At 48.9% G+C, this 13612-nt stretch carries 12 protein-coding genes, 1 tRNA gene and 4 pseudogenes; 6 read left to right on the top strand and 11 right to left on the bottom strand.

Annotated elements, in window-relative coordinates; translation table 11 throughout:
• Nucleotides 1–81: 81 nt before the first annotated feature.
• Nucleotides 82–1863 carry an ABC transporter ATP-binding protein gene (locus JCM17471_RS07190; RefSeq protein ID WP_054777365.1) on the bottom strand — a complete coding sequence of 594 codons (1782 nt, stop codon included), beginning with the start codon at nt 1861–1863 and terminating at the stop codon, nt 82–84.
• 2 nt (nt 1864–1865) lie between these two features.
• A pseudogene (locus tag JCM17471_RS07185) lies at nt 1866–3579 on the bottom strand (ABC transporter ATP-binding protein).
• A gap of 273 nt (nt 3580–3852) precedes the next feature.
• Between JCM17471_RS07185 and JCM17471_RS07180 the strand changes: the two are divergent.
• From JCM17471_RS07180 to JCM17471_RS15155, 5 genes are all read left to right on the top strand, one after another.
• A complete protein-coding gene (locus tag JCM17471_RS07180) occupies nt 3853–4092 on the top strand; it encodes a hypothetical protein (protein ID WP_054777364.1) in 240 nt (79 codons plus the stop codon).
• Nucleotides 4093–4532: 440 nt separating this feature from the next.
• The gene (locus tag JCM17471_RS15170; protein WP_225354177.1) at nt 4533–4772 is read left to right on the top strand and encodes a PadR family transcriptional regulator; all 240 of its coding nucleotides are present in this window, start codon (nt 4533–4535) and stop codon (nt 4770–4772) included.
• Nucleotides 4772–5044 carry a hypothetical protein gene (locus tag JCM17471_RS15165; RefSeq protein WP_225354176.1) on the top strand — a complete coding sequence of 91 codons (273 nt, stop codon included), beginning with the start codon at nt 4772–4774 and terminating at the stop codon, nt 5042–5044. The genes JCM17471_RS15170 and JCM17471_RS15165 overlap by 1 nt, the downstream gene beginning before the upstream one ends.
• A gap of 88 nt (nt 5045–5132) precedes the next feature.
• Complete coding sequence (locus JCM17471_RS15160; protein ID WP_225354175.1) at nt 5133–5753, top strand: MFS transporter; 621 nt, start codon at nt 5133–5135, stop codon at nt 5751–5753.
• A gap of 8 nt (nt 5754–5761) precedes the next feature.
• The gene (locus tag JCM17471_RS15155) at nt 5762–6433 is read left to right on the top strand and encodes an MFS transporter (protein ID WP_263849454.1); all 672 of its coding nucleotides are present in this window, start codon (nt 5762–5764) and stop codon (nt 6431–6433) included.
• Between the two features lie 78 nt (nt 6434–6511).
• Here JCM17471_RS15155 and JCM17471_RS07165 read toward each other — a convergent pair whose 3' ends face one another.
• Nucleotides 6512–8029 (bottom strand): peptide ABC transporter substrate-binding protein, encoded by a 1518-nt coding sequence (locus JCM17471_RS07165; RefSeq protein WP_225354174.1) that lies wholly within the window; start codon nt 8027–8029, stop codon nt 6512–6514.
• A 408-nt stretch (nt 8030–8437) separates the two neighbouring features.
• Nucleotides 8438–8523, bottom strand: a tRNA-Leu gene (locus JCM17471_RS07160).
• A 112-nt stretch (nt 8524–8635) separates the two neighbouring features.
• Between JCM17471_RS07160 and JCM17471_RS07155 the strand changes: the two genes are divergently transcribed.
• The gene (locus JCM17471_RS07155; protein ID WP_054777363.1) at nt 8636–9100 is read left to right on the top strand and encodes a GNAT family N-acetyltransferase; all 465 of its coding nucleotides are present in this window, start codon (nt 8636–8638) and stop codon (nt 9098–9100) included.
• On the opposite strand, the pseudogene JCM17471_RS07150 reads toward JCM17471_RS07155, so the two are convergent.
• From JCM17471_RS07150 to trpX, 7 genes and pseudogenes are all read right to left on the bottom strand, one after another.
• Nucleotides 9087–9520, bottom strand: a pseudogene (locus JCM17471_RS07150) (SprT family protein). The gene JCM17471_RS07155 and the pseudogene JCM17471_RS07150 overlap by 14 nt on opposite strands.
• A 122-nt stretch (nt 9521–9642) precedes the next feature.
• Nucleotides 9643–10101 (bottom strand): M23 family metallopeptidase, encoded by a 459-nt coding sequence (locus JCM17471_RS07145; protein ID WP_054777362.1) that lies wholly within the window; start codon nt 10099–10101, stop codon nt 9643–9645.
• The gene (locus JCM17471_RS07140) at nt 10098–10286 is read right to left on the bottom strand and encodes a hypothetical protein (RefSeq protein WP_054777361.1); all 189 of its coding nucleotides are present in this window, start codon (nt 10284–10286) and stop codon (nt 10098–10100) included. The genes JCM17471_RS07145 and JCM17471_RS07140 overlap by 4 nt, the downstream gene beginning before the upstream one ends.
• Nucleotides 10287–10400: 114 nt before the next feature.
• Complete coding sequence (locus JCM17471_RS07135) at nt 10401–10865, bottom strand: PcsB-like coiled-coil domain-containing protein (RefSeq protein WP_054777360.1); 465 nt, start codon at nt 10863–10865, stop codon at nt 10401–10403.
• A 72-nt stretch (nt 10866–10937) separates the two neighbouring features.
• Nucleotides 10938–11692 (bottom strand): annotated as a pseudogene (locus JCM17471_RS07130) (ABC transporter ATP-binding protein).
• Nucleotides 11692–12576, bottom strand: coding sequence for an ABC transporter permease (locus JCM17471_RS07125; RefSeq protein ID WP_054777403.1), 885 nt, complete (start codon nt 12574–12576; stop codon nt 11692–11694). Before JCM17471_RS07125 ends, JCM17471_RS07130 begins: the two are co-directional and overlap by 1 nt.
• A pseudogene (trpX, locus tag JCM17471_RS07120) lies at nt 12576–13561 on the bottom strand (tryptophan ABC transporter substrate-binding protein). Before trpX ends, JCM17471_RS07125 begins: the two are co-directional and overlap by 1 nt.
• Between the last annotated feature and the right edge of the window lie 51 nt (nt 13562–13612).

Below are 13612 nucleotides of genomic sequence, written 5' to 3'. Positions count from 1 at the left end.
ACGGTTTTTGTTGCACGTTCAACTAGGTCAATGAATTGATTCTCCCACTCAGAACATCTTTTGTCACAACTTCTGGCGTTGTCATTCAAACACCATTTGGTTGTGATAGAGTTCCGCATAGAATCCATCTTCATCGAGTAACGCTTGATGCGTCCCCTGTTCAATGATTTCGCCATCCTTGAGCACGACAATCTTGTCAGCGTTCAAAATGGTCTTCAACCGGTGTGCGATGACAAAGCTGGTGCGCCCCTGAATCACGTTGTCCATGGCCGCTTGAATCTTGGCTTCCGTCACGGTATCCACGTTCGAAGTCGCCTCATCCAAGATCAACAAGTTTGGATTGGTAATGATGGTTCGGGCAATCGACATCAACTGCTTCTGACCCGCTGAGAAGACGGCATTTTCATCCGTAATTGGTGTCTCATACCCCTGCTCCAGGCTCATGATGAAGTCGTGAATGTTGGCTTGTTTGGCCGCGTCTTCCACTTCTTCTTGCGTCGCTTCAGGTTTACCAAACTTGATGTTTTCAGCGATGGTGCCTGAGAATAGTTGTGGGTCCTGGAGCACGATGCCGACATGCCGGCGCAGATCCGCTAATTTGAAATCGCGAATATCGGTGCCATCAAATGTGATGGCGCCCGAATCAACGTCATAGAAGCGATTCAACAGATTCATGACGGTTGTTTTACCCGAACCGGTAGGACCAACGAGCGCCACCATCTCGCCCTTATCGACTTCAATTGACACGCCATGCAGGATTTCTTTGTCAGGTAAATAGCTGAAGTGCACATCATCGATCATAATCTTTGAAGACAGCTCATCGATAGGCTTGCCGTGTGCCACATCGACTTCATCGGGTTGTTCACGCACTTCAGTGATTCGGCGCGCACCTGTGATGGCGAGCTGAATCATATTGTAGAGTGAGGTCAACGAGATGATGGGTTGGTAGTATTGTTGGGCATATTGTACAAAAACGACAACTAACCCTAGGCCAACTGCCTGTGACATCGACCCATGAAGCACTAACCACGAACCAAAGAAGATGACGATAGCCGTATTCAATAAGGAAATCCCTTGCAGCAATGGATTCAGAATCCCGGACCAGATCTGACCACGTAGAGCAGATTGGCGCACAGCCTGATTATAGGTCTCAAAACCTTCAATTGATTCCTTTTGAAGCCCATTTGTGATGATGATCTTTTGGCCCGTAATCTGTTCGTTGATGTAACCGTTCAGGGCACCGATATCGTCTTGCTGGCGGTCAACAGACACACCGGCCTGACGAATCACCCAAGCCGCTAACAGAATCGCGACGGGCGTTGAGGCAATCGTCACCCAGGCCAGTTGCACGTTTTGGTTGTACATCATGATGATAATCCCGATGAACTGCGCGATACTCAAGAAAATTTCGAGGAGCGCCTGGTTCATGGCATTGAAGATGTTATCCAAGTCTGACGTGTAGCGCGACAGAATATCGCCATCCGTGTGCCGGTCAAAATAACTGACCTGCATCCGCTGCATTTTGCGGAATAATCCGACCCGCATGGTCCCCGTTGACTTACCGGAGACCTGTGACAGGAGCAGGGATGAAATCAACATCCCAGCCGCATTACCCAGGTACAAAAGCACAAAGATCAGCATCGTGTGCCGGAAAGCATCTTGGTTGGCACTCGAGCGTGTCATCGGATTCATCCATTTACCGAGATATTCAGCGAGTTGCTGAATCGCCTTCCCCATATAGGTTGGCGCAGTTACTGAGAAATAGGTCGCGAATCCAATCAGAATGGCGACGGTCACAAAGGTGAGCCAGTATTGCTTTAAATAGTGCCAGTAAAACTTGCCTGCATTCTTTAAATCTTTCATGGCTACACCTCCTCTAATGCCTTTTGCGTGTGATAAATTTCTTGATAGGTCGGATTATTTTGCACCAATTCCTTGTGCGTCCCCTGACCGATCAGCTGACCATCGTCCAACACTAAGATGCGATCGGCCTTGATGATCGAAGAAATCTTCTCGGCGATAATCACCGTTGTGGTGCCGGTCAATTCCTTTTCAAGGGCTTGTTGCACCAGCTTCTCGGAACGAGCATCCAGGGCGCTGGTCGAGTCGTCCATAATCAGAATGGCCGGTTTACCGATAACACCACGGGTAATCGCCAACCGCTGCTTTTGGCCCCCAGAGAAGTTAGCTGAGCGCTCTTCGACTTCGGCATCGAATTGTTTATCCAAGCGATTGATGAATTCAGCACTCTGGGCAATTTCAGCGGCCCATTGCATGTCGGCCAATGATGCGTTGGCTTTCCCCTGTCGCAAGTTAGCCGCAATGGTACCAGAGAAAATCGTGGCCCGTTGCAGGACGAATGAGACGGCCTTTCGCAATGAGTTCTCGTTGACGGTTTTGACATCAACGCCACCGACTTCGACTTCACCACTGTCCGGGTCAAATAACCGAGGAATCAATTGCGCCAGGGTCGACTTACCCGATCCTGTCGCGCCCACAATCCCAATCATTTCGCCCGCCTTCACATCGAAGCTGATGTCCTTTAGGGTTGGGTCCGTTTCACCGGGATAGGTAAAACTGACGTGATCGAAATGAATGCTGCCACCCAATGTGGTTTCAGGCACATCGGGGAAGGTCAGCTGAGGCTTGGTGTTAAACACTTCGTCAATCCGGCCCAATGAAACGAAGGCCCGTGAGGCAAAGGTCATCATGAAACCACCGATCACGATTGAAAACAGGATCTGCATCAGATAGCTAATAAACGAAGTGATTGCCGCTAGATAGGTCGGATGATCGGTCACCATGCCGCCGACTAAGAAAATCGCCAAGGCCATCGCGAGGTTCGCAATCAAGAAAAAGCGGGCATTAGAATCGCGAACAAGTTACCAATTTGATCGACAAGTCGCGCATCTCATCACTCGACTTAGCAAACTGATCGATCTGATTGTTCTCTTGAACGAATGATTTGACCACGCGAATCCCCATCAGGTTTTCGCGTGCCAAGGTGTTCACCCGTTCGATCAGTTCTTGCATGGTACCAAAATAGCGACCCATGCGCGTGAATGAGAAGGCTGACACCAGGACAATCAGCACCATCATAACGATAATAATCCACCACAAACTGGGCAACGTCATAATGGCCAAGATGAAGGAACCGATAAACAAGATAGGAATTCGAGTCAGCTGTTGGAACAATGCCATCACAATCTGTTGCACCTGGTTGATATCGTTAGTCATGCGCACCACCAGATTCGATGCGGAAAACTGCTCAATGTTCCCAAATGAGAAAGTTTGGATCTTCTTATAGAGATCCGCCCGCATATCAGTGGCCACATTCAACGCAATTTTGGCACTGTAGATCGTGTTGATCACCCCAGCAATCACGCCGATGACCCCTAATACAACCAAGATGACACCATTCTTAAACACAGTGTCGCTATCCTTCTTGAGAATGGCCTCAAGCACTTGTTGTAGCAAGTGTGGTTGCCAAAGAGTCGCAAACGCCACGATGGCGATTGATAACACGGACCAGAAAATATTGAGCTTTTGGGTCTTAAAATAAGGTCCTAACGCTTTCAAGAAATCCCCTCCTTAATATCGATTGGTATCAGTCACGCAATCCAATCCGATTTGTTGATAAGCTTTAAAATGTTATCAGAATTACCTTCGAGATTCAAACTATTTGTGCCAGGTTTCTTTCTCAAAGCCATTGTAAGCGTTTGGTGTACAATATTGTCGAGAAAGACAGAAGGGAATGATGACAATGGCCAAGTTTCGTCGCATTGAAATAATCACACTTATCGTGCTCGCGGTCGCGTGGGTTGCTTTTTCCGCCTTCTTGAAACAATTATCATGGCTCACCCTTGCACCAATATTATTTTAATCATTGTGATGAATTTCATCGAACGCTGGTTAACAAACAAACGATTCCAACAAATCGATCAAGTACTCGATCGCGCTAGTCGCCAAATGACCGACCGGGAGATTGCGGATGCCCTGCACGTGGGCATTCTCGACTTGACCGCCATTCGGCAACATCAGTTTCTGCCATCAATGAAGCATTTCACGACCCTCGAAAAACAACTCAGATAACGACGCCAACTTAATCACCAAAAAAGTGGAAGTTGTGACAAAAGGTGGCTTGAGTGGGAGGATTAACAGGGATTGGTGATAAATCCCGAACTTAGGATGTGAAACAATCCGTTAAGATGTTTGAACTCGCAACAACTTGCGCCCAGCTCGGTTCGTCATTGGCAGAAACTGCCAATTAAAACGAACCTATGCTGGTGCTCAGTTGCTAAACGCGAGTTCGCACACTTCTTGTTAACAGGGATTCTCAACCTTTTGGAACACGATTAGTCAATAAAATTCGTAAAAATAAGAGCCTGTGACATCCCCGAAGGGGTTACGTCACAAGCTCTTTTTGATTTCTGAACATAAAAAGATGCATCACGCTTCAAAAAGGTTGACACGTATATCTAAACGATATAGAGTATCCATATCGTTTAGATATATTTGAAGGAGCAAAGCCTATGATGAATGAACTGAATGTTTTGAGTGAATTGATGGAATCCCCTCAAAACGGTTATAAGCTACAAAAGACATTACAGATTCCCTTTGATCATTATCGCAAGGTGAGTTTCGGTGTCATCTATCCCCTGCTCAATCGCCTGGAGGCCGCTGGTGCCATCACCCTGAGCACCTCAGCGTCCTCACCAAAACCAAAGTCGCAACAATCACTGAAGCCGGCAAGCAACGCTTCTTTGAATTGATGGCCGAACCGATTCCCAAGGGGGCCCACACCGATGATATTTACCGGATCAAACTCGATGCGATGCAGCATCTCCCCTTATCAACACAACTTGACCTGCTCAACGACTACAAACTCGAGCAAGAAAGTATCATTCGCGATGCCAAGGATAACATCGCACATCTCGATGCCGTCGATAAACCGATCACTGGTACGCAGCGCAACGCATCAATCTTCAAATCATCCAGGCGCAAGCAACCCTCACCTGGATTGCAGACTTTCAAGAACAACTAACCACGAATGAGGTGTCCCATGTCACAACAAATTAAAATTGCCCTATTAATGGCGGCCAGTCTGTTTATGGAAATCCTCGACGGCACCATTGTCACCACGGCACTGCCAAAAAATTGCGCAGACCTTTCACCAATCAAGTTCTACCGTTGCCTTACTGGTCAGCGTCTATCTCATCACTGTTGCTGTCTTTATTCCCGTCAGCGGCTGGCTCGCCCGCCGGTTCGGTAAGCGGCGGATCTGGCTCATCGCGGTCATTTTATTCACCGTGAGTTCATTAGGCAGTGCGCTGGCACCTAACTTCACCGTATTATTAGTGATGCGGATGTTGCAAGGCTTGGCGGGATCACTGATGACCCCAACCGCCCGACTCATTGTCTTAGAAAAAACCGCCCCTGCTGATCTGCTCAAAATGATGAGCTACCTCATCTGGCCAGCACTCATCGCACCCGCCATTGCGCCTGTCGTCGGTGGTGCACTCGCCACTTACGCGAGTTGGCACTGGATTTTCTTAATCAATGTCCCTATCGGTTTAATCAGTTGGGTCATTGGCCTCAAGTTACTCGCCCCTGATCAGAGTAATGAACGACCGAGCTTTGATCTCATTGGCTTCTTTGAGATTGCGGCAGCATCGCTCTTGCTCTTAGTCAGTGCTGACAGCGCCTCTCAAGCCCACCCTACTGGTGGCTCAGTGCCGCTTTATTTGGATTAGGCATCATTTTGACACTGGTTGTGAGTTATCACTTAACTCACGCGAAGCAGCCCCTCTTTGCGGTTACCGCCCTCAAAATTCCATCCTTCCGCATCTCGCAGACTGGTGGTTCGATTCTTTGGCTCTCTGTCGGCTCATTGCCTTATCTGCTCACTGTCTATCTGCAAACGGTGTTGCACTGGTCAGCACTGGCAGCGGGATCACTGGTCATCTTTATTTTCTTAGGGAACATCGGCATCAAACCATTCACCACCGCATTAATTGAAAAGCTGGGATATCGCAATGCCATTCTCTTGGCTCTCGGATTGGTCTTAATCAGTGGCGTCGCACTAGCCTTCATGACGGCAGCCACACCGGCCGCAATCATCGCCATTCTCGCCGCGATTTCGGGGGTTGGCCGATCACTGGCACTGACCGCGTATAACGGGCTCAGTCTAACAGAAGTCGAATTTGCCGAACGCAACAGCGCCAACACGCTCAGTGCTGTCACGCAAACCCTCGCGCAAGGGATTGGGGTCGCTTTAGTCACGCTGGTCGTGTCACTCTTTTCGCTCATTGCGCCCATCAACCTCGCCTATCAAGCCGGTTTTGCTTTTCTTGGACTCCTGATGATTGCCCCTATCATTGAAGTCTGGATTCTACCCAAGAACATTGGTGAACAGGGCTTGCATCATTCATAAGTGGCACAAAAAAGCACCTGTGACAGACCGATTGGTTTGCGCACAGATGCTTTTTTGCTTGCGTGAGGTTCTTATCAACTATTTGATTGAGGCATACTTATAGTTCCATTGCGTCCCGGCTGTATTATGGATCACACCCTTAATCGTATGTCGCATCAAGTCTGGATAGACGCTCTGATACAGCGGTGTGACAGCCTGTTCGCGATTAACCAACCGCGTGGCTGTCAGAAGATCTTGCCAGCGCTGTTCAGGCTTTGTCGCGTCCTCACCTTCGGCTTTTGCAATCAGCTGATCGTATGTGGCGCTCTTATAGTGTCCGACATTGAGGCCATTATCGCTAGTGAGTAATTCCAGGAATGAGATGGGATCATTGAAGTCAGCGCCCCAACCGGACAGAGCAATATCAAAGTTGCCGGTGTCTCTTTCATTCTTCGCGGCCTTACTTGGAATGGCGCGAATTTGAATCGAAATCCCAGGTAAAATGTCTTCCAATTGCCCCTTGATGTACTGAACCACATTTTTAGTGGCCGGTGCATCACCGTTATCGGTCCCAGCTAACAGGGTCAGCGAGATCTTTTTGATGCCGGTCTCGCTCTGGGCCTTGGCCCAATACTGCTTCGCTAACTTGGTACTGTAGGTCATCGTATCCTTTACCGCTTGGACTTTAGCAAAATCCACCCCGGTTTTGGGATCATTGGCTAATTCAGTCGCCACAAATCCAGTTGGAATCAAGGTGCCATCCCCGACCACTTTCTTGGCCAGCTCACTGCGATCGAGTGCCGCGGAAATAGCCAGACGCGCATTCGCGTTGTTGAGCAACTTGCGCTTATCGGCATCTTTGTTCTCACGATTATATGCCAAGTAATTCACGTAGGAGTAAGCAAAAATCTTAAAATCTTGATCCTTTACATAGGTTGGCACTTGCTCAACAGATAGCTGGGTCATATCAATCTTGTTGGTCTTATACAGATCGACGCCCGTCGTGGTATCAGCGACCACCGTGTAGTTGATCCGTTGCAGCTTCACGACCTTGTGATCCCAGTATTCAGGATTCTTAACAAAGGCCCATGTGTTTTCCGTCCCCGTCCAATTAATTAATTTGAAGGGACCACTGTAAGCCGTGTACTTGGCTTGCGTGGCGAACTTATTGCCATACTTCTTGGCCAGACGCTCGTTTTGCGGGCCAAATAATGGGTAAGCCATGAGCTTCTTGAAATAAGCGATTGGCTTCTCAAGCGTGATGACAACCGTCTTTTGATCAGGTGCGGTAATCCCCAGCTGGTCTGGTTTCATCTTCCCCGCCGCAATCGCAGCACCATTTTTAATGCCAGCAAACAGGTAGGCGTAAGGCGAGCGGACGCTAGGTGTCACCGAACGCCGCCATGAAAAGACGAAATCACTGGCCACGATGGAATCACCATTACTCCACTTCGCATCACGCAGATGGAACGTATATTGCTTTTGATCGGCAGAAACTGTCACAGATTGCGCCAATCCAGGTGTCAAACTGCCCTTGTCACCTAAACGATAGAAGCTTTCGTAGATATTACCGCTCTGACCGTATCCGCCAGCCTTAGAAATATCAATCGTATCCATGGCTGAAGACGTTGGCAGATTTAATACCTGTTGGGACTTAGTTGCTGAGGTTGAGGCGTTCTTAGTCGCGCAGCCCGTGAGTACACACTAACACCAACGCCACTACGGCCGTGACACCAACAACAAACTTATTTAAATGAAAATGCATAATTCTCCTCCAATGAAATGGTCATCTGCGAGCGCAGACAGCAACAGCCAACTTGATCATTTGAACATTCACAACACATTGCGCTCACCCCTTTTCATTGGTTGGTCTTGCGACCTCGATTTGATTACGGTTTCAGTATACGGAATAATCGGCAAAATGACAAGCGTTCTTCTAAAAGGCCGGTATCATAGGTATTTACGCACAAAAAGCGCTGTAACCAATTGGTTACAGCGTTTTTTAAACATTCCCGTTAAAGCTGATGCGGGTGAAAGGACTTGAACCTTCACGGGCATAATTGCCCACAAGATCCTTAATCTTGCGCGTCTACCAGTTCCGCCACACCCGCATTACTCTCAAGCACAAGAAATAGTATATAAAATCTGGCCACCATTGTCAACAAGTTTTCCAATCTTTATTCATAAAAGTGTATACTATACAAAAACATTGGAGGTCAGCTTATGTCCATTCGTCCCGCAACACTTGTTGATTTATCAGCCATTGTCCGCTTGTATCAAGCACTCACCACCGAAATGGCTGCCATTGAACCCATGATTATTCAACCATTGAAGACCGATAATCGTGATTATTTTGCCAAATATATTATGGATGACAACGCCGATATTCTGGTCAGTGAAGAAGAAGGCCAAGTGAACGGCTTTGCGCTGGTGGTTGAGGCCAAAACTGAAGCGGCAGCTGAAATCATCAGCTACCGCCTGTCTCTGCTCGTTGATCTGGTAGTCGATGCGAACGCTCGTAACAAAGGCATTGGACAGCGACTACTGGATGAAGTCACGGCGTGGAGCAAGGCCCGCGAGCTCGCCTTTATTCAACTCAATGTGCTATCGGCCAATGCAGGCGCGCTTCGACTCTATGAAAGAAATGACTTTCATTCAGTTTACGAAACGATGATCAAACCGCTTTGAGCTGTCCATAACAGCGGCTACACCGGTAACGGGCCACATTCATCCGCCGCTTGCGCCAGTAATCCTGACCGCAATTTTGGCACTGGTAGTGATAAGGCCGCGTTTGGTTGGCATGGTAGGCGCATAGCGTAATCCGCCGACCTGCTGCAACAGTTGCTTGAATGCGGCATCCCGATGGGTGTGACCCAATCCCTGCTGATACAGGTGATAATGCACCAACTCGTGTTTTATGATGCCAGGGATTGCTTCTGGATATTGCGCAAACATCGTCGGATTAAAGTCGAGATGGTAATCCTTCAGATGAAACCGACCACCTGTTGTTTTGAGTCGCCCATTAAATTTAGCTTGATGAACAAACGGGCGATGGAACGATGCGAGTGAGATTGTTTCGACTAATTGCTGTAATTCTTGATCGGTCATAGTTCTCCTTTTTTATGAAATCGAATAGAGAGCCTGCGACATCCCCATTATGAGGTTGTCGCAGGCTCTTTTTTCACGAATATAATTGCTTCATTGCGTTCTACAAGGCAAACGCCTAATGCTTATTTGCCACCTGAAATGATAGTCACAGGATCGAGCCAACCGCCACTGGCATCAAACGAGTGCATGACGGCTTGGTTCCAGTCCTGTTTGGTCATCCCCAAGTGCAGGTGAGACCCAGTCAATTTGCCGATGACATCACCGACTTTAACGGTCTGGCCCTCCTTAACATAGGCATCGCTAGCACTGGTGCTGAATTCTTGATACACCGTGCTGATGCCGTTAGCACCCTTGATGACAATCACATAGCCTAAGCCGTCACCCTTCAGGCCACTGACCACGACGGTACCGGATTGTACCGCGTGAATATCGGAACCACTGCCATAGGTTGCGGAACCAAAGTCCACACCATCATGATAGTCATTGGGCCGTGGATAACCTGTTGTGTGGCCAAACTGTCCACCATCTTCAGTCCCTAACCAGGAACCAAATGGCCAAGCGTAGTCGTCACTCGCGGTCAAATTAGCCGCATGTTGTTTGGCTTCTTCGGCCGCCTTTTATCGGCCTCATCCTGCGCCTTCTTGGCCGCTTCCGCAGCAACAGCCTGGTCATATTTAGCTTGCAACGCTACTAATTCCATAGCGTGAGCGTCGATTTCTTTTTGCAACGCTTGCTGTTGTGTCTCGGCGGCCTTTTTGATCCACAACCAATGATTGCCGCGTATCTTCGAGCTGCGACTTTTGATCCTTTAACGCCTTTTGGGCCGTTTCCTGATCGGACTTGAGTCGTTTTCAGTTCGCTCACAGATTTTGGGTGGCCTTCAGGGCATCTTGATTGGCCTGACTAATTTTTGAACCGCAAAGGCGCGGCCAACAACATCTGCCAAGTCGCTACCGTTCAAAACAAAGTCGGTGTAGACATTGCCGGTCACCCCATCACCAGCGGACTTCTGTAAGGAACGCAACTGGCGCTTCAATTCAGCCTTGCGCGCCTTCACTGTCGCTTGCGTGTCTTGAATCTGGGTGCTCATTTGATCCAGTTTGGTTTGTAGGTCCTGAATCTTAGCTTCCTCATCCTTGATCTTGGCATCTTTGTCTTTGACCTGTTTTTGCAGATCGGCGACCTTTTTAGTCATCGCATTGACCTGATCCAGTAACTTAGAGGCCTCATCTTGATTACTACTCATTTGCTGCTTGATATCATCACTACTAGCCGCCTGGGTCACCATCAATGGTTGTAAAACCAACAAGCTGCTTGCCGCAAGGGCGATTAATCGCTTCTTCATGATTGTCGTTTCCTTTTTTCATTGTATGGTTTTAGCGTACCACATTTTGATAAAATGCGGCAGCAGTAAGTATTAATCAAAATAGTCGAGTAAATCTTGTCGGGTCAACTTGGCTTTGGAGTCGGCATCGTAATCTGCAATGATGCGACCATTATCTAAGACAATCAGCCGATTCCCATATTGCAGCGCGTCATCCATCTGATGCGTAATCATCAAGCCAGTCAGCTGCTGTTCGGCCACAATTTGTGCCGTGAGGGCCATGATGGCCTGACTGGTGTGCGGATCCAGTGCCGCTGTGTGCTCGTCTAAGAGCAATAGTTCAGGACGCTTGAGACTAGCCATTAACAGGCTCAGCGCTTGTCGTTGCCCACCTGAGAGCTGCTCAGTCGCCTTATCGAGCGCTTGGTCCAACCCATTACCTGTCTTGGCCGCAAGTGTGCGATAGGCCTCACGCTGTTTACTGACCTGCTGAAACTTCAATTTCAGGCGGTCGCCACGATGTGAGGCCAGCGCCAGATTCTCCGCCACAGTCATCCGTGGTGCCGTTCCTAGCTTGGGATCCTGGAAACGCGCGCAATGTACTTCGCTCGTTTTTCAGGATTCAATTTGGTCACATCATGACCGGCAATTTCAATTTGGCCCGCCGTAATTGGCAGTGTGCCGGCGATGGCATTGAACAGCGTGGACTTTCCCGCACCATTGGTTCCCAGCACGGTGACAAAATCGCCTTGATTCAATACCAAATTGACATCATCCAACAGCGTGCGCACACCCTGTTCCTGTGCGATATTGACCTGCACATCGGTCAGCTTCAATTGAACACTCATCAGCGCACACTCCCCTTTTTCAATGTCTTCTTCAATTTCAATCGTGCATCAAGCTGTGGCACCATGATGGCAAGTGCCAGAATAACAGCGGACACCAGCTTCAAGTCGTCTGGATTGAAGCCCAGTGCAAGTACGAGTAACAAAATGAATCGATAGATAATACTGCCCAATACCACCGCAATCAAACGCTGGCTCAGCGTCAAATCACCGAAGACCACCTCACCGATAATAATTGCAGCCAGACCGATAACGATGACGCCGATACCCATATTGACGTCGGCGTAGCCATTATTTTGGGCAACCAGGCCGCCAGCGAGGCCAATCAAGCCATTGCCGACCATCAAGCCCAGGATCTGTTGGTTATCAGGGTTGATACCTAAGCTCTGCGCCATATTGGGATTGTCCCCCGCCGCGATGAAGGCTTGACCGCGTTGGGTGTTCAAGAAGACGATCAATACCCCCACAATCACAATCGCACTGCCAGCACCGATGATGACGCTGTTGAATTCGGGGCCAAAATGTAAGTATTTGAACAGATTAGCCTGATTGAGCAGTGAGAGATTGGCGCGGCCCATGATGCGCAGGTTGATTGAGAACAAGCCCGTCATCACCAGAATACCGGCCAGTAACATCGGCATATGGCCTTTGGTGGCCAGCAAACCCGTGGTCAGGCCCGCTAACATCCCGGCTAGCCCAGCGAGCAGTGTCGCCAGCAGTGGTGAAACACCGTGGGTAATGGCCGCAACGGCAACCGCTGCCCCGAATGGGAAGGTACCTTCGACCGTCATATCAGGAAAATCCAAAATCCGAAATGTCAGGAATAACCCGACACCGAGCAGGCCGTATAACAGGCCCTGGCCAATTGCTGAAACACCTAACATCATCATTTGATCACCCTCCCTGACTTCTCTGCTTGCGTTAATAATGAATCTGGAATCGTAATGCCCAATTGCTTGGCCACCTTGGTATTCAAGACCAAGGTCCCTGTGCTTTCAAAGTGCACGGGATAATTAGCTGGTTTTTGCCCTTCAGAATCTGAGCAACCATCTTACCGGTCTCGACACCCAGCTTGAATTGATCCAGCCCGATTGTCGCGATTCCGCCTTGATCAACCATGGTATCGGCGGCTGGGAAAATTGGCACCTTGTTTTGATTGGCCGCTGCGACTAATGTCTGCATCGCACTGGCGATCGTGTTGTCGTTTGGCACGTAGATGGCATCGACCGCATTCGCCATTTGACCAGCCACTTGTTGCAAATCATTGGTGTTGCTGATGGTGTACTTCTTAACCGTAAAGCCCAGAGTTGGTGCAATCTGTTGCACCTGCTTGAGTTGGGTCTGGGCTGAATCATCACTCGACGTCCCGATGATGCCTAATGTCTTAGCGTGTGGCACTAATTTGTGAATCAAACTCAACTGTGCCTTCAGTGGTGAGCGATCGGAAACACCAGTAATGTTGCCGCCTGGATGTGCGTTTGATTTCACTAACTTGGCGCCCACAGGATCGGTGACGGCACCCAGGACAATCGGTGTCGTTGAATTTGCATTAGCCAGTGCTTGGGCTGCAGGTGTCGCAATCCCCACTGTCACTGTCGCATCTTCTGTCGTGAAGCGTTCCGCCATGGACTTCAGATTGCTCTGATCACCCTGCGCGTTTTGAAAATCAATTTTGATGGTGTTCTTAGGATAGCCGCTCTCATCCAGTCCCTTAATAATGCCGCGGTGAATGGCATCCAGTGCCGGATGACTCATCGGCTGTAAGATACCGATCAATGGCTTTGCCTGTTGCTTTTGCTTACTACCACCGAATCCCGCTGCGACGACTAAAAAGCCACAGAGGAAGATGATAAACCCGATCATACGTTTCATTGTTGCTTGCCTCCAGTTTCTGTGATTAGGAACAAGACTTCCGCGCAGGCA

The sequence above is a fragment of the Lacticaseibacillus saniviri JCM 17471 = DSM 24301 genome (genome assembly GCF_001311785.1).
Lineage (GTDB): Bacteria > Bacillota > Bacilli > Lactobacillales > Lactobacillaceae > Lacticaseibacillus > Lacticaseibacillus saniviri.
This window is presented reverse-complemented; position numbering and strand designations above follow the sequence as displayed.